The following is a 16,289-nucleotide window of genomic DNA, read 5'->3' on the forward strand; positions in this document are numbered from 1 at the left end:
ACACAGGACGGAACCATTGCCGCGCAGCCTTGCCGGGCTGCGCAGCTTTTCAGAATGCCGCGTCTATCCCCAGGCGCAACGTGCGGGGACGCAATGGCGTGATCTGGCCGCTGCCGATCTGGAACGGCGTGCCCAGCGCGAAGCGATTGCCGGCGCCATCCGTCAGATTGGTCACGCCGAGCGTGAAGCCGAGTGTCGGCCGGCCGACGCGCATTGTCAGCGCGGTATCTAGATAATCGCCCTGCTCCTCCCCGAGCACCGGGCCGATACCGAGCCGGGAGCGGCCGACATACCGCGCCCAGCCATAGACCCGCAGATCGAGGTCACCGCGGAGCGGCCGGCTATAGTCGAGCCCCAGCCGCCCTGCGAACCGGGCGATATTGGGAACCTGGCTCATGCGCGCGAACGCCAGGGCATAGGCCTGGCTGGGTTCGGTCACGCGGCTGTCGTTATAGGTCAGCCCGGCGTCGATCGTGAGCCCGGCGACCGGTCGCCAGGCGGCCGCCGCGCTCGCCGACCAGATCCGGCCGTTGCCGATATTGGCGGTGCTCGGCAACCCTGAGCCGTCGATGAAGTCCGCCTGGATATCGTCCCACAGCGTATGCGACAGCCCGGCCGAGACGGATACCGCGTCGATCCCGCTCTGCCCGAACCGTATGCCGCTTTCGATCGTGCGGACCCTGTCGTTGCGGAACCGCCGGACGAAGTCGCTCTCGATCGCGAGCCCGCCGGGCCGGAACCCCTGCTGGTACCGGGCATAGAGCGAGAGCCGCGGCAGCACCGTTGCGATCAGTGATCCGGACGGCAACAAGCTGGTTTCACGACGACTGGCGGTCACTTGCGCACGCGCGAGCGCAACCGGGGCGAGGGCTTCCGCCAGATCCTGGCCCGTCCCCGACAGCGCGGCCCGCGTCACGCGCGCGCCGCCGGTCGCGATCAATCCGGGGAACAGCGCGATGCTGGCCTCGCCATACAGCGTCGCCTCGTCGATCCGGTTGGTGACTCCCGTTACCGGCACCGGTGCCTCGACTGCGCCGAGTGCGCGCGACAGCCGCGTACGGTTGTGCGTGAAGCTGCCGCCCACCACCCAGCCGAAGCCGGCGCGCATCGGCCGCCACAGCCGGGTCTCGTTGGTCAGCATCGCGGTCGCGTTGCGCTGCACGAACAGCCGCGGATCGCCGTTCACCATGGTGGCGTCATAGCGTTCCGTCAGCGTCTGCCCGACGATCGCCGTCGACGATCGCAGCATCAGGCCGCCAAGCGTGCCCGACACGACCAGATCGCCCATCCGGTAGTCCGCACCGAAGCCCTGTACGACGGCACTGTTTCGCGTGCGGGGCGGCGCGTCGCGATCGGTATATTGGCTGTCGTCGCCGCGGGTCCGCTGGTACACGCCGCCCAGATCGAGCGTCCAGTTGCGCCCCAGATCGACACGCAGCGTACCCCGCCCTCCGGCGATGCTGGTGCGGTTCACGTCGCTCTGCCCGAGTGTCGGGTTGTCGATATACCCGCCCTCCGTCACCGCATAGCCCACGATACGCAGCGCCATCCGGCCCTCCATCACAGGCAGGTTGAGCGTCGCGCCGATGTCGCCGCCGGGGTCGCCATGCGTCGTCGCGGACACGCCCGTCGCGATGGCGGCCGTCGTGTCGTCGATCACCGGCGCGTTGGGGACCGTGCGGATGATGCCGCCAAGCGACCCTGCGCCGTAGAGGGTGCCCTGTGGCCCCTCGAGCACCTCGACCGACGCGATATCGTAGAGCCGCAGGTCGGGATCGGGCGCGTTGTAGCTGAGCCGGATGTCGCCGAGATACTGGCCGACGGTCGTCTGCGTCGGGCCGGTGAAGCTCGAATCCGCAATGCCGCGAATGAACAGCTTGTTGCGCCCCGCACCGAGATGCGTCGACGACACGCTCGCGAGCCGCGCCAGCACCGCGTCGCTGCCCCCCGCGCCGCCAAGCGCCAGGTCGATTCCGTCGAGATGCGCGACCTGCCCGGCGAAATCGCGCAGCCGGGTGTCCCGCTTGCTGGCGGCGACGATGATATCGGCCCCTGCGATGGTCGGTACTGCCGGCGCGGCATTCGCGGTCGCCCCCGGCAGACGGCGCTGCGCCGCACGTGGCGGCGCGGCACGCGCGACCAGACGCCACCCCCCGGCCCCTGCGGACCGTATCGTCGACCCCGTCGACCGTGCGAGCTTTGCAAGCGCCTGCCGCGCCGTGAAGCGTCCCCGGATCGCGGGGACGGGGCGTGCCCATAAGGCCGGGTCGTCGACGGCGATGCTGACCCCGGCCTGCCGCCCCAGTGCCATGACGGAGTCGCCCAGACGGCCGGCGCGAAGGTCGAGCGATACCGGCCCCGCCGCAGCCGACCCAGCGGTAAGCCCGGCGATTGCCACCATAACGACAAAGACCCCGCCCTGCCGGATCACCGTGCCGACATCGTCCAACCCTGGGCGGACCGCCGCATCTTCACGTCGAGCAGCGCGGCGAGCGGCATGGGATCACGCGCGAGCCCTGCCGTGGCGATCGTCGCACGGACCGGGCGGTCGGCGATCTCCGGTTCCACCGCGATCGTGATGCCCAGCGTTCGCGACAGATCGTCCGCGACTTCGGTCATCGGCGCATTTTCGAACGCCAGCCGCCCCTCGCGCCACGACCCGACCGCCGTGGCATCGACCGTGATCCGCATCACACCGCCGCGCGTGGCCACGACGCCCTGCCCCGCCGTCATCCGGATCGCGTTCGGCCCCGGATCATAGTCGACCGCACCTTCGGACACGGCGACCCGCATGCCATCGCTGGTACGCTTGACGTCGAAGGCCGTGCCGACATCGACCAGGCGCGTCTCGCCGACCCGGACCTCGAACGGATCCGCCGCATCATGCGCGACGACGAACATCGCCTCGCCACGATCGAGCGTCGCGATGCGCGCGTCGCGTCGATCGATCGTCACGCAGGACCCGCCGGCGAGCATGATCCGGCTTCCCTCAGCGAGGAGGATCGTCCGCGCGGCCCCCGGCGCCGCCTCGACGGCATAGGGTTGGGGCCGGCGCTCATAGACCGAAAGGCCGGCGACGACCGCCAGCGATGCGGCGATCGCCCCACCGGCCCACCGATCGATACGCTTCGGCGCGCGTCGTGACGGGCTGGCGATCGGCGGCGCCACCGCGCCCGCCTGCGGCGCGCGCACCAGTGCGACGCCATCATCGATCGCGGCGTTCAGCGCGTGATAGCGCGGGGCATTCGCCGGGTCCGCCTCCATCCACGCCATGAAGCCGGGCCAGTCGTCGAATGCGGGATCGCCCGTCCGCACGATCCAGTCGAGCGCCTGTGCGTCCAATGCGGTGTCGTCCTGCGCCATCATGGCCTCCTGACTGGCTTGACGGAGACGTTCGCCTCAAACCTCATCGAGCCGCCCTTTCAACGCGATCATCGCACGATAGGCTTGCCGCAAATCACTTTCGACGGTGCTGAGGCTCACGCCCATCTCGTCCGCGATCGCACGTTGGGCGATCCCGTCGATCCGGTGGCGGCGAAACACCGCCGCGGCGCGTTCGCCGACCGCCTCCAGCGCGCGCGCCGCCATCCGCGCCTCTTCGCGCGCGATCAGTACGCGCTCACCCGATGGCGCATCGGACTGGCCCGCGACCGTGGCGCCGACCGCGTCGCTCCAGTCATTGTCGCGTCGGGCGGCCTGCCGGACCGCGCGATGACGGTCGAGCATGAGATTGTGCGCCGCGCGGTACAGATAGGCCAGCGGCGCCGCGATCGGCCCGCCGCGCGGCGTTCGCACGCGGATCCAGAGCTCGTGCAAAAGGTCTTCCGCCGCATCCCCCGCGCCATGCGCCGACAGAAAGCGGAGCAGCGTATCGCGGTTGGCGAGGAAGACGGCCTCCAGACCCTGCGTGTCCATCCGTCGCCTATACCGTAAGAGAAAACGTCACGACCATGGCGGATGCTCGGCCGCAGGCGGCGCGCGTTAGCCCCTCACGGATGCGCGCGTCGCGGCCGCGGTGTTGCCTCAGCCTGCAACGTCGACCGGATGCGTCGCGATGATCGTCGGACGCGCGGCGGCGAGATCGCGTGACGCCACGCCCAGTGCCTTGAAATGGTCGGACGCCATGTGCGCCTGAACCGCGGCATCGTCGACATACAACTCGTTGAATACGAAACGCCGGTCGCCATCGGCCTCGCGCCACAGATCGTAATGGAGCACCCCCGGTTCATTACGCGACGCCGCGGCGCAGATGCGGGCGGCGTCGATGAACGCCTCCTCATGGCCGGGCTTGACGGAAACGAACGCAATGACCTTCACGGGCATATCGACCTCCTGGGCGTGATTTCGCCACAGCCTCTGCGCGCCCGGCGGATGGCGCGCAACCCCGCGGCCGTGTCAGAGGCCCAGTTCCGCCATCGTCACGACCCGGTGCTCACGCGCGCTGATCTCCGCCGCGGTACCGATCGCGACCGCGCGCAGGCCATCTTCCGCGGTGACCTGCACCGGTCCCTCGCCGCGTACCGCCGCGGCAAAAGCGGCGTGCTGATAATAGGTTGCGCCTTCGTGCGAGCCTGCGGCCCGGGCCGCCGGATCGACCGAGACATGACTGCGCTCGACCGCCTTGGGGTTGAGAAATCCGACCCGTGGCGAATAGACGAGCTCGCCGGCAGGAATCAGCACGTCGAGCCGCGCCGCATCGCCCGTCGCCGACATCTCCTCCTGATTCTCCGCACCATCAGCGAACATGCTGAGATCGAGCATCGCCCGCACGCCGTTCGCGAAATCGACCGTCGTATAGCTGTTGTCGATGATGTCCGGGCGCTCGCCGTCATAAAGTTCGTCGAGATGGTTCACGTCCATCGCGCCCGAGCAATGGACGCGCACCGCTTCCGACCCGACGATCAGCCGCATCAGATCGAAGAAGTGACAGCATTTCTCGACCATCGTGCCGCCGGTGTTCCGCGCAAACCGGTTCCAGTCGCCGACCTTGGGCAGGAAGGGAAAGCGGTGCTCGCGGATCGCGAGCATCTGCAACCGGCCGACCCGGCCCGCCTGGACCTGCTCGATAAACGCGGCTGCGGGCGGCATGAAGCGATACTCCATACCAGTCCAGAACGGCCTGGCGTGTGCGGCGGCACGCTCGACGATCCACCGCGCATCGTCGATCGTCGTCGCCAGCGGCTTCTCGCACAGGATCGCGGCGTCCATTGCGAACAGCCGCTCGAGCACGTCGCGGTGCGTATTGTTCGGCGACGCGATGATGATCGCATCGACATCGGCGCGCTTCGCAAACGACTCGACCGAGTCGAACCGCGCAACGCCATCGGCCTGGTCGCCGAGCGCCTCGGTCGCCCAGTCGATCGAGGTCGCGACCGGATCCGCGATCGCGACGATCTCCGCACCGGGCAGGATCGCCAGGTTGCGGATGTGTTCGACGCCCATCATGCCCGTTCCGACGACACCGTATCTGATCGTGGCTACCAAGCTGTCTATCCCTATGCCATGAGCCGTCGGCATGACGACGATCCGCCTTTCCAACGACCTTCGCCCGCTCGGCAAGAGCGAAATCCTTGTTTCACCGATAGCCTGGGGCATGTGGCGGCTGGCCGGAGAGACCGCGCCGGTCCGCGCGATGATCGACGCTGCGCTGGGTGCAGGAATCAACTTCTTCGACACCGCCGACATCTATGGCTGCGACGTCCCGGCGGGCTTCGGCTCGGCAGAGGCGCTGTTCGGGCGCGCGTTGGCCGAGGACCGGAGCCTGCGCGCAAACATGGTGATCGCGACCAAGGCGGGCATCCGTCCCGGCATTCCGTATAATTCCAGTGCAGACTATCTGGCCGACGCCCTCGACGCGTCGCTGACGCGCATGGCGATCGAACAGGTCGACCTGTACCAGATCCACCGCCGCGACTTTATGACCCATCCGCAGGAGGTCGCCGAGGTGCTGACGCGCATGGTCGAGGCGGGCAAGGTGCGCAGCATCGGCGTCTCGAACTACAGCGTCCACGAATTCGCCGCGTTGCAGGCGTTTCTCGGCCAGCCGATCGTCAGCACCCAGCCCGAGTTTTCCCCGCTCCAGACCGCACCCCTGTTCGATGGCACGCTTGATCAGGCGATGGCGCACGACGTCGCGGTGATGGCATGGTCGCCGCTTGGCGGCGGTCGGCTGGCGCAGGGCGATCACCCGGCGGCAACGCTGCTCGCCGAGCATGGCGCGCGCTACGGCGTCGACGCCGCGACCGCGACCCTGGCCTGGATCATGGCGCATCCGGCGCGGATCATCCCGATTGTCGGCTCGCAGACCCCCGCGCGGATCGCAGCCTCGGCCGATGCGTACAGGGTCGAATGGACCCGCAGCGAATGGTATGCGGTGCTGCAGGCCGGCATGGGCGTCTCGCTGCCATGAGTGATCCATCGGCAAGCCTCCCGCCCTGCGAGATCAGCTGGTTTTCCGCGCTGTGCGACGATGATTACGAGTTTCTCGGCGTCCCCGACCCCGCGCTGAAATCGAGCTGGGAGCATTGCCGCGACATCGTGATGCAGGCCGAGACGGCGGGATACGACAATATCCTGCTACCCTCGGGCTATACGCTCGGCATCGACACGACCGCGTTCGCCGCGGGGATCGCACCGATGCTCAAGAGATTGCGACTGCTGATGGCGGTACGGATCGGCGAAAGCTGGCCACCGCAGCTCGCCCGCCAGATCGCGACGATCGACCAGATGCTCGGCGGCCGGCTGGCGATCAACATCATCTCCAGCGACCTGCCCGGCGAAACGCTCGCAAGCGCGCCGCGCTATGCGCGCACCGTCGAGGCGATGCACATCCTGCGCACGCTGCTCGACGGCAAGCCGCTCGACCATGACGGCGACTTCTGGAAGCTGAAGCTCGACCCTCCGCGGACCACCACCGTGTCCGGGCGCTGTCCCGCGCTCTATTTCGGTGGCCTGTCCGAGGCCGCGCGGGAGGCCGCGGCGAGCAATGCCGACGTCTATCTGATGTGGCCCGACACGATGGACGGCGTCCGTGCGATCATCGCCGACCTGCGCGCCCGCGCCGCACGCCACGGCCGCACGTTGCGCTTCGGCTACCGCGTCCATGTCGTCGTCCGCGAGACCGAGACGGAAGCCCGCGCCGCGGCCGATCGTCTGCTGTCCAAGCTCGACGATGCCGAAGGCCAGGCGATCCGCGCGCGTTCGCTCGATTCGCAGTCCGCCGGCGTCCGTCGCCAGGCCGAACTGCGCGAGGGATCCAACGACGGCTATGCCGAGGCCAATCTGTGGACCGGGATCGGCCGGGCGCGGTCGGGATGCGGTGCCGCGATCGTCGGCGATCCGGACCAGGTGCTCGCCAAGCTCAACGCCTACCGGGCCGAAGGGATCGATGCGTTCATCCTGTCGGGCTATCCGCATGCCGCCGAAGCCGACCTGTTCGCCCGTCACGTGCTGCCGCGGATCGAGCATGGTCCCTTGGTCGTCTAGTACGCAGGCCTGGCCGCTGAGACCGACTGAAATCAAATAACCGACGCGGACAAGAGAAACTGGCTCGCATGCATCGCCCCATCGTCCATGCTGGCCCGCTATGACCCCGCCCATCAAGACCGTCGCACAACTCAGCGCCCGTGGCCGCACATTGCTGTTCGCGCTGGTCGTCACCGCCGGCATCCTCAACCTCGTCGACCGTCAGATCATCGCCGTACTCAAGCCGACGATCGCCGCCGATCTCGGCTGGAGCGACGATGATTACGGGACGCTCGCCGCCTGGTTCCAGGGCGGCGCGGCGTTCGCGTTCCTGTTCACCGGCTGGATCGTCGACAAGCTCGGGGTGAAATGGGCGAACCCGATCGGTGTCGCGGCGTGGAGCATCGCCGCGATGGCGCATGGCTGGGCGCGATCGATGACCGAGTTCGTGATGATCCGCGTGAGCCTGGGCGCGACCGAGGCGATGGGCACGCCGACCGGGATCAAGACGATCGCGTCGGTGCTGCCCAAGAACTGGCGGTCGAGCGGGTTCGGCGCGACCAATGCTGCCAACAGCATCGGCGCGATCCTGGCGCCGCTGGCGATACCGGGGGTCGCTCTGCTCGTCGGCTGGCGGGGGACGTTCGTCGTCGCAGGTGCGCTCGGGCTCGCCTGGGCGGCGGTCTGGCTGATCGTGACCCGTCGCCTGCGCTTCACCTCGCAGCCCGTGGGCGCCGCAGATGCCGCGGCACCGGTCGGCGAATACGGCCCGATCCTGCGCAACCGCCAGACCTGGGCGATTGCGGTCGCCAAGATCCTGTCCGACGCGACCTGGTGGCTGATGCTCTTCTGGTTGCCCGACTTCTTCCACCGCCAATATGGGCTGAGCGGGGTCGCGCTCGGTGTCCCGCTCGCGATTGCCTATGGTGGCGCTGCGGTCGGCTCGCTGCTCGGCGGCGGCGTGGCGACCCGGTTGCTGAGCCTCGGCTACAGCGTCAACGCCGTCCGCAAGGGCATATTGCTGGTTGCCGCGCTCTGCGTCCTGCCCGTGCCGCTCGTGCTTTACGTCGGCAGTTATCCCGTCACGATCGCGCTGATGGCACTGACGCTCGCCGCGCACCAGGCGTTCTCGACCAACCTGTTCGCGCTGATCGCCGACGTCGTCCCGCAGGACAAGCTCGGCCGGGTCACCGCGTTCGGCTCGTTCAGCGGCAATGTCGGTGGTATGGTGATCGCCAAGGTCGCCGGCCTCGTCCTGACCGCGGGGCTCGGCTACCTGCCGCTGTTCCTGTTCGCCAGCGTCTCATATCTGCTCGCGGTCGGCTGGATCCAGCTGCTGCTGCCGCGGTTGCGCCCGGTCGAGGGGCACTAAAGCTGATACGATGCGCCTGCATCCAGATCTATATACCCATCGGCTGAATGGGATTTAAAAGACGACATCATCTTCGGGAGGGATATCATGATCGATCCACGCCATATGGCGCTGCTGGCCGGCACCGCGCTTGCGACCCTGGCCACGCCGGCATTCGCTCAGGACACGGCCGCGGCGCCGGCAGCCGCGACGCCCAAGGCGGCAACGCCTCCCGCCGACACCGGCGAAGACGTCGTCGTCACCGCGCGCTTTCGCAACGAAAGCCTCCAGTCCGTACCGATCGCGATCACCGCCGTCAGCGGACAGTCGCTCGCCGAACGCCAGTTGAACACGGTCGAGAACATCGCCGCGACGATCCCCGCGGTCGGCTTTCGCAGCGGTGCGTCGAACAAGGACCGGACGATCTTCATTCGCGGCGTCGGCACGATCACCACCTCGCCGGGCGTCGAGCCGTCGGTGTCGACCGTGCTCGACGGCGTCGTCCTCACCCGCCCCGGCCAGTCGACGCTCGACTTGGGCGAGGTCGAGCGGATCGAGGTGCTGCGTGGCCCACAAGGTACGTTGTTCGGCAAGAACGCGTCGGCGGGCGTCGTCAACATCGTCACCCGCAGCCCGACCGACGAATTCCGGATGTTCGGCGAAGCCGGCGTGACGTCGGACGAGGAATACCGGATCAAGGCCGGCATCTCGGGCGCGATCGTGCCCGGCAAGGTCCAGGCGCTGATCGGCGGCCTTTACGACGACTTCAAGGGCAATGTCCGCAACGTTACCCGCAACGACGACGTCAACGGCTATCGGCGCTACGGTGCGCGCGGCAAGCTGGTGATCACGCCGTCGGACGCACTGAAGTTCACGATCATCGGCGACTATCTCAATTCGCACGATACCACCCCGACCAGCGTCTATGCCAGCACCAGCCGGACCGCCTACCCCACCGGCACCGTCACCAACTCGCCCGACCTGGCCGCCGCGCTCACGGCAAGCGGCATCCGCGCGAACGCCAGCAACCGCCGCACGAACAACGATACGATCACCGACGTGCGCGACGAGAATTACGGCGGCTCGTTCACGGGCGACCTCACGCTCGGCGACTATCACCTCACCTCGATCACCGGTTGGCGGCAGTGGCTGAACACGCAACGTCAGGATTATGACAGCGTCGCCGCGCTATCGACCGCCTTCCCGTCGGGTCAGGATACGGGGCGGGTGAACACCAAGCAGTTCTCGGAGGAGCTGCGGCTCACATCGCCCAAGGGCGGGCTGATCGATTACGTGCTCGGCGCCTATTATCTCCACGCCACCACCGACGAGACCTATCAGCGGACGCTGACGTCGCTGGCCGCTGGTGGTGCGCGCAGCACGACGACGGGCATCGCGAACTACGGCATCACCAACGACAATTTCGCGCTGTTCGGCGAGGCCAACGTCAATTTCACCCCGCGCTTCCGTGGTATCGCGGGCTATCGTTCGACCTGGGACAGCCTGGATTTCTACCATGTCCGCACGTCGAGCGCGGATCCCCTCAATACCGGCGCAGCGGCGCTCGATCGCCCCGGCGTGCGCGCCTATCACAATGCCACCGACGGGCTCGATCGGCGTGGCGACAGCTACCGGCTAGGTCTCCAATATGACATCGGCGATCACGCGCAGACCTATTTCACCTATTCGCGCGGCTATAAGGGGCCGGCGTATAACGTGTATTTCAACATGCGGTCGCTCAACGCCACGACGCCGCTCGACGAGGTCCCGCTGCGCCCGGAGACGTCGAACTCCTATGAGGTCGGGTTGAAGGGCAGCACCGCGGACCGCGCGCTCAGCTACAGCCTGGCCGCATTCACGACGAACTTCGACGGGTATCAGGCCAGCTTCAACGACGTCGTCGCCGGCGCGCAGGTCAGCCGCCTGATCAATGCCGGCTCGGTGCGGTCGCGCGGTGCGGAAGCGGACGTGACGCTGCGCCCGACCAAGGGGCTGACGCTCGACATCTCGGCCGCCTATACCGACGCCACGGTGCGCAATTTCCTCTGCCCGCCGGGTGCGCCGACGAGCTGTAACATCGACGGCCAGCCACTCCCCTATGCGCCGAAGATCAAGCTCTATGAGAATGCGGCCTACCGCTTCGCGCTCAGCGACACGCTAGCGCTCGAACTGCAGAGCGACGTGACGTTCAGCAGCAAGGTGCAATATGCGCTGGCGCAGACGCCGAGCACGGTGCAGCCCGCCTATGCGATCTGGAATGCGAGCGTCGCCCTGCTCAGCGACCGGTCGGGCTGGCAGTTGCGCGCCTATGTGAAGAACCTGACGAACACCTCCTATTCGTCGTTCCTCACCGCAGGGACGTTCGCAGGGACGGTCCGGTTTGTCCCGCGTGACGACCAGCGCTATACCGGCCTGCTGCTGCGCAAGGACTTCTGACCGCCACCGGGCGCGGCGGGCCGATTGGACGCGCGGTTCATCCAATCATGCGCGCCGCGGCCTTGCGCGCGGTCGCACCATAGGGGGGCTTCAGGCCAGCCAGTTTGGCGACGTCGAACCGCGCCTGCCGGAAGACCGCGCGGGCATGGCTGAACGTGCGGAACCCGTCTGCGCCGTGATAGGCGCCCATGCCCGACGGGCCGATGCCGCCGAACGGCAGATCCTCCATCGAGACGTGGAGGATCACGTCGTCGAGGCTGACGCCGCCCGACACGGTTCGATCGAGCAACCGGCGACGCTCGCCCGCATCGCTGCCGAAGTGATAAAGGGCTAGCGGCCGGTCGCGGCGATTGATCTGGCCGATTGCGTCGTCGATATCGTCATAGCGACGGATCGGCAGGACCGGACCGAAGATCTCCTCCTGCATCACGATCATGTCGTCGGTCGCGTCGCGGACGATGTGCAGCGGCATCTTGCGCGTATTCGCACCGCTGAGGTCCTCGCCCGCCGGATTGACGATCTCGACCCGCGCACCCTTGGCCCGGGCATCGTCGAGCCAGTCGTTCAGCCGCGCCATGTGGCGGTCGCTGACCAGCGACGTATAGTCCGCGTTGTCGAGCAATGTCGGATACATCGCGCTGGCCGCGGCGGTCAGGCCGGCCACTACGGCAGGCTCGTCGGCGTCGCGGACCAGCATGTAATCGGGCGCGAGACAGATCTGCCCGGCATTCAGCATCTTGCCGAGCACCACCCGCTCGGTCGCGCGCACGATATCCGTCCCCGCACCAATCACCACCGGCGACTTGCCCCCCAGCTCCAGCGTCACGGGGACAAGATTGTCGGCGGCCGCGTGGAGGATATGGCGCCCGATCCCTGTCGCGCCGGTGAAGAGCAGATGATCGAACGGCAGGCTGGCAAACGCCTTGCCGACCTCCGGCCCGCCCCCGACAAAGGCCAGTTCGTCCGCCGCGAAATACCGCCCGACCAGTTCCTCGAACAGCGCACCCGTGACCGGGGTATATTCGCTGGTCTTGACGATCGCCCGGTTGCCGGCCGCGAAGATGCCGGCAAGCGGCGCCATGACGAGGTTGACCGGGAAGTTCCACGGCGCGATCACCCCGACCACGCCCTTGGGCTGATATTCGACCCAGGCCTTCGCCCCGAGCAGCCCGAGTGGGAACTGGACCGAGCGCCGCTCCGGCTTCGCCCAGCGGTCGAGATGCTTGATCGCATGCATGAGAGGCGCGATCGATCCGGCAATGTCGGTGATCATCGACTGCTCGCGGCTCCGGTGCCCGAAATCCTCCGACAGCGCGTCGCAGAACCGTGTGGCGGACTCGCGGAGCATTGCCACGGCCCGTTTGAGCCGGTCCTTGCGGACCGACAGCGGCTCGGGCATCGCCGCCATCGACGCCGCGCGCTGCGCCGCCAGGATCGCCATCATGTCGGTCATCACCATCTCCCATCCGGCGCACCCGCCCGGCCCGGTTCCAATACCAGCGTCATGCCGCCTGCGCCTGCTGCTTCGCAAGCGGGCTGCATACCGCCCATGCGACATCGACGAGATGATAGAGCGGCTCACCCTCCTTCCTGAGATGGGGTCCGCGCGAACTGGCGCTCTGGGGCGGTTATTCCAAGCGTGTCGGAGGCTTGGCGGGACCTGTCGGCGCAATCTATGTGTCGGCGGATGACGCATATGAATGAGAACGACCATGCGGCCGCCACGCCGCCTTGCCATCCGGCCGCGCGTGCAGCCGGCCTCGCGCTCGGTGTGGTGGCCGGTCTTGCGCTGTTTGCCAGGCTCGCGGCGAACCGCGTGGAACGGCGCGTGCCCGCCGACGGAACGTTCATCGATATCGACGGGCGTCGGATGCATTATCTCGAACGCGGTACGGGCCCGGCGATCGTGATGATCCACGGGCTTGGCGGGCAGATGCGCAACTTCGGCTATGCGTTGCTCGACCGACTAAGTGCGGATCACCGCGTGATCCTGATCGACCGCCCCGGCTCCGGCTATTCGGCGCCGATCGCGCAGGCCAATATCCGTGCACAAGCCGCGCATGTCGCGGCGTTCATCACCGCGATGGGGCTCGACCGGCCGCTCGTCGTCGGCCACTCGCTGGGCGGCGCAATCGCGCTCGCGCTTGCGCTCGATCATCCGCAGCAGGTCGGCGGGCTCGCGCTGATCGCACCCTTGACCCAGCCGCTCGCCACCGTGCCGCAGATCGTCGCGACGCGCGCCATCGGTACGCGCGCGATGCGCAGCGCGCTGGCATGGACGGTCGCCACGCCCGCGGCGCTGCTCGCGCGACCCAGCGGCGCGCGCATGGTCTTCGCACCCGATCCGGTACCCGACGATTTCGCGACCCGTGGCGGCGGCGCATTGATCGGTCGCCCATCGGCCTTTGCCGGAGCAGCGGCAGATCTCGCCGCGGCAAACGCCGATCTGCCGGCGATGGTCGCCCGCTATCCCTCACTGTCCATTCCAACCGCGATCCTGTTCGGACGCGACGACGCGGTGCTCGATCCGCTGGCCCACGGCCAGCGTCTCGCCGACGCCTATCCCGCCGCGGCGCTCACGCTGGTCGCGGGCGGCCACATGATCCCCGTGACACGACCCGACGACGTGGTCGCATGGCTCTCGGCGCTGACTAGGCCGAAGTCCTAAGCCTGATGCCCTTCTGAACCGTCAGCCGCGATACCGGGCTTCGACAAGATCAAGTTCACGGACCAGCTTGCGGATCGTCGCACTGCCGATCCGGCGATCGCGCGCGAGATCGACGATCGTGCTGCGTTCCGCCTGGAGCGCGACGAGCTTGAAGTCCCGCTCGATCCGGTCCTGCACCCGCGCGGCCGCGGACGCCTTGGCGGAACCGCTGCGGCTGTCGATCCGGTCGCGATAGATGTCCATCACCCGGCCACCCGCCGCCGCATAGAAATCGCCATCGCCCATCCGTTCGGCCAGCTCATGCTGCGACCGCTCGACCGCGCGGATCGCCGCTTCCGCCGCCGCGACCCGCGCCGCATCCTCTTCCGCGAGCAACGACGGCTCGGGCGGCATCGTCAGGCCGTTGAGGAGGATCGGCAAGCCGACGCTCGCCAGCACCAGCGACACGATGATCACCCCTGCGGCGAGGAATATGGCAAGGTCGCGCGCCGGAAACGCGGTGCCGTCGTCGAGCACCAGCGGGATCGTCAGGACACCTGCAAGCGTGATCGCCCCGCGGACACCCGCCAGCGACATCGCCGCGACCAGCCGCCAGTCCGGGCTGTGGACCGTCACCCCGTCGCGATAGCGTCGGCGCAGCAGCGTCAGCCGCAACGACACCCAGACCCAGACGAACCGCAGGGCGGCGAGCCCGGCGACGATCGCGAGGACATAAGCGGCAAGCCAGCCGGTGCTGTCATGCCCCGTCATCTTGACCGTCGTCCTGGCACCCGCAAGGATCGCCGGCAGCTGTTCGCCGAGCAGCACGAAGATGATGCCGTTGAGCGCGAACTGGATCGTGTCCCACACCGAGTTGCGCCGCATCCGCGTGTTCGGCAGCGCCTGACGCGATATCTCGGCGTAGGTCATCGTCACGCCCGCCGCGACGGCCGCGAGGATCCCCGACGCGTGAAGATGTTCGGCGAGCAGATAGGAACCGAACGGAATCAGCAGGCTGACAAGGATCTGCGACCCCGATTCCTCACCGAACCTCCGCGATACCCATGCTTTGGCGCGCGTGACCGCGAGCGTTAGGCCGACCCCCACGACGATGCCTGCGCCGGCAACCCAGACGAAGTTGAAGGCGGCGGAGGACGGCGAGAAGGATCCGGTCAGCGCCGCGGCGATCGCGAAACGCAGACAGACGAGGCCCGACGCATCGTTCAGCAGCGATTCCCCTTCGAGGATGTGCATCATCCGCTTCGGGATAGGGACGCGCGCGGCGATCGCCGAGACTGCGATAGGATCGGTCGGCGAGACGACTGCGGCAAGCGCGAACGCGACGGCAAGCGGCATGGCCGGGATCATCCAGTGGATGAACAGCCCCATGCCGATCACCGTGATCAGCACCAGCCCCAGCGCCAGTTCGACCACGGTCGAAATGTCCTTGAGCAGCTCGTCTTTGGGGATCCGCCAGCCATCGAGGAACAACAACGGTGGCAGGAACAGCAGCAGGAAGAGTTCGGGATCGAGCGCGACCCGGTACGACGTCGACAAACCGATGACCGCACCGAGCATGATCTGCACCAGAGGCGTCGGCACCGGCACGGGGAGCATTCGCGAAATGGACCCGCTCAGGACGACCGCGAGCAGGAGGAACAGAACGATCGATACAGCTTCCAAAAGATACTCCCGCTTGGCGTCGGGTCCTTCCTAACCGGCACACGCCACAAACGACACCCCCTTGGACCGAACGATCGTCAGTCGACCGTCACGAGGCCGGCGGCAAAGGCAATCCGAAGCGCCTCGGACAGGCTCCGCACGCCGAGCTTGTCCATCAGATTGGCGCGGTAAATCTCGACGGTCCGCGGGCTCAGGCTCAGCGCATGCGCGATCACCTTGTTCGGCTGGCCGTCGATCAGTCCCATCAGTACGTCGGTCTCGCGCATCGAGAGCCGCGCGATCCGCTGACGCGCCGCCTGGGTCCGGTCCGCGGCCGCGGTTTCGGTTTCGAGCCGCGCAAAACCTTCGTCGACCGTGCGCAGCAGGATGTGCGGATCGCACGGCTTCTCCAGAAACTCGAGCGCGCCCGCCTTCATCGCCTCGACGGCGAGCTGCACGTCGCCCTGCCCGGTCAGGATGATCGGCGCGAAATGCGGTGCGAACGGCACAAGCTTTCGCAACACCTCGAGCCCGGTGGTTCCGGGCATGTGATGGTCGAGCAGCACGATACCCGGGTCGAGGCTGCTGAGCTCGTCCAGAAACGCATCCCCGGAGCGAAAGCCGCGGATCAACAGGTTCGGACGGGTCGACAGCAGCCCCTGCACCGATGCACGGACGGCGTCGTCATCGTCGACGACATAGACGGTACGCATCCAGACATCCTTTCAC

At 67.6% G+C, this 16,289-nt stretch carries 13 protein-coding genes; 5 read left to right on the forward strand and 8 right to left on the reverse strand.

What is annotated here, in order from left to right; translation table 11 throughout:
* Positions 1–49 precede the first annotated feature (49 nt).
* From NEF64_RS12145 to NEF64_RS12165, 5 genes are all read right to left on the reverse strand, one after another.
* Positions 50–2,431, reverse strand: a complete 2,382-nt coding sequence (locus NEF64_RS12145; RefSeq protein ID WP_338112117.1) for a TonB-dependent receptor — start codon at positions 2,429–2,431, stop codon at positions 50–52.
* A complete protein-coding gene (locus NEF64_RS12150) occupies positions 2,428–3,363 on the reverse strand; it encodes a FecR family protein (RefSeq protein ID WP_162235405.1) in 936 nt (311 codons plus the stop codon). Before NEF64_RS12150 ends, NEF64_RS12145 begins: the two co-directional genes overlap by 4 nt.
* Before the next feature lie 36 nt (positions 3,364–3,399).
* The gene (locus NEF64_RS12155) at positions 3,400–3,915 is read right to left on the reverse strand and encodes an RNA polymerase sigma factor (RefSeq protein WP_056407618.1); all 516 of its coding nucleotides are present in this window, start codon (positions 3,913–3,915) and stop codon (positions 3,400–3,402) included.
* Positions 3,916–4,023: 108 nt separating this feature from the next.
* The gene (locus NEF64_RS12160; protein WP_031394383.1) at positions 4,024–4,323 is read right to left on the reverse strand and encodes a putative quinol monooxygenase; all 300 of its coding nucleotides are present in this window, start codon (positions 4,321–4,323) and stop codon (positions 4,024–4,026) included.
* Between the two features lie 72 nt (positions 4,324–4,395).
* The gene (locus tag NEF64_RS12165) at positions 4,396–5,472 is read right to left on the reverse strand and encodes a Gfo/Idh/MocA family protein (protein WP_056408663.1); all 1,077 of its coding nucleotides are present in this window, start codon (positions 5,470–5,472) and stop codon (positions 4,396–4,398) included.
* A 43-nt stretch (positions 5,473–5,515) separates the two neighbouring features.
* On the opposite strand from NEF64_RS12165, the gene NEF64_RS12170 reads away from it, so the two are divergent.
* From NEF64_RS12170 to NEF64_RS12195, 4 genes are all read left to right on the forward strand, one after another.
* Positions 5,516–6,409: an aldo/keto reductase gene (locus NEF64_RS12170; protein ID WP_252573778.1), complete on the forward strand. Its 894-nt coding sequence runs from the start codon at positions 5,516–5,518 to the stop codon at positions 6,407–6,409.
* A complete protein-coding gene (locus tag NEF64_RS12175; protein ID WP_056407614.1) occupies positions 6,406–7,485 on the forward strand; it encodes an LLM class flavin-dependent oxidoreductase in 1,080 nt (359 codons plus the stop codon). The genes NEF64_RS12170 and NEF64_RS12175 overlap by 4 nt, the downstream gene beginning before the upstream one ends.
* A 100-nt stretch (positions 7,486–7,585) precedes the next feature.
* Positions 7,586–8,836 (forward strand): MFS transporter, encoded by a 1,251-nt coding sequence (locus tag NEF64_RS12180; RefSeq protein WP_056407611.1) that lies wholly within the window; start codon positions 7,586–7,588, stop codon positions 8,834–8,836.
* 87 nt (positions 8,837–8,923) lie between these two features.
* Positions 8,924–11,251 (forward strand): TonB-dependent receptor, encoded by a 2,328-nt coding sequence (locus NEF64_RS12195; RefSeq protein WP_056407609.1) that lies wholly within the window; start codon positions 8,924–8,926, stop codon positions 11,249–11,251.
* Between the two features lie 37 nt (positions 11,252–11,288).
* On the opposite strand, the gene NEF64_RS12200 is transcribed toward NEF64_RS12195, so the two are convergent.
* The gene (locus tag NEF64_RS12200; RefSeq protein WP_414711872.1) at positions 11,289–12,695 is read right to left on the reverse strand and encodes a coniferyl aldehyde dehydrogenase; all 1,407 of its coding nucleotides are present in this window, start codon (positions 12,693–12,695) and stop codon (positions 11,289–11,291) included.
* Between the two features lie 243 nt (positions 12,696–12,938).
* Between NEF64_RS12200 and NEF64_RS12205 the strand changes: the two genes are divergently transcribed.
* Positions 12,939–13,919 carry an alpha/beta fold hydrolase gene (locus NEF64_RS12205; protein WP_235516434.1) on the forward strand — a complete coding sequence of 327 codons (981 nt, stop codon included), beginning with the start codon at positions 12,939–12,941 and terminating at the stop codon, positions 13,917–13,919.
* Between the two features lie 21 nt (positions 13,920–13,940).
* Here NEF64_RS12205 and NEF64_RS12210 read toward each other — a convergent pair whose 3' ends face one another.
* Positions 13,941–15,581: a Na+/H+ antiporter gene (locus NEF64_RS12210; protein ID WP_200912198.1), complete on the reverse strand. Its 1,641-nt coding sequence runs from the start codon at positions 15,579–15,581 to the stop codon at positions 13,941–13,943.
* Positions 15,582–15,658: 77 nt separating this feature from the next.
* Positions 15,659–16,273, reverse strand: coding sequence for a response regulator transcription factor (locus NEF64_RS12215; protein ID WP_031394397.1), 615 nt, complete (start codon positions 16,271–16,273; stop codon positions 15,659–15,661).
* Positions 16,274–16,289 lie beyond the last annotated feature (16 nt).

Source organism: Sphingomonas aerolata (assembly GCF_023935825.1).
Classification (GTDB): Bacteria; Pseudomonadota; Alphaproteobacteria; order Sphingomonadales; family Sphingomonadaceae; genus Sphingomonas; species Sphingomonas aerolata.

Coding starts and splice junctions, on each gene's coding strand:
- NEF64_RS12150 (WP_162235405.1), bottom strand. CDS start 3,363: ATGGCGCAGGACGACACCGCATTGGACGCACAGGCGCTCGACTGGATC.
- NEF64_RS12155 (WP_056407618.1), bottom strand. CDS start 3,915: ATGGACACGCAGGGTCTGGAGGCCGTCTTCCTCGCCAACCGCGATACG.
- NEF64_RS12160 (WP_031394383.1), bottom strand. CDS start 4,323: ATGCCCGTGAAGGTCATTGCGTTCGTTTCCGTCAAGCCCGGCCATGAG.
- NEF64_RS12170 (WP_252573778.1), top strand. CDS start 5,516: ATGACGACGATCCGCCTTTCCAACGACCTTCGCCCGCTCGGCAAGAGC.
- NEF64_RS12175 (WP_056407614.1), top strand. CDS start 6,406: ATGAGTGATCCATCGGCAAGCCTCCCGCCCTGCGAGATCAGCTGGTTT.
- NEF64_RS12180 (WP_056407611.1), top strand. CDS start 7,586: ATGACCCCGCCCATCAAGACCGTCGCACAACTCAGCGCCCGTGGCCGC.
- NEF64_RS12195 (WP_056407609.1), top strand. CDS start 8,924: ATGATCGATCCACGCCATATGGCGCTGCTGGCCGGCACCGCGCTTGCG.
- NEF64_RS12200 (WP_414711872.1), bottom strand. CDS start 12,695: ATGATGGCGATCCTGGCGGCGCAGCGCGCGGCGTCGATGGCGGCGATG.
- NEF64_RS12205 (WP_235516434.1), top strand. CDS start 12,939: ATGACGCATATGAATGAGAACGACCATGCGGCCGCCACGCCGCCTTGC.
- NEF64_RS12215 (WP_031394397.1), bottom strand. CDS start 16,273: ATGCGTACCGTCTATGTCGTCGACGATGACGACGCCGTCCGTGCATCG.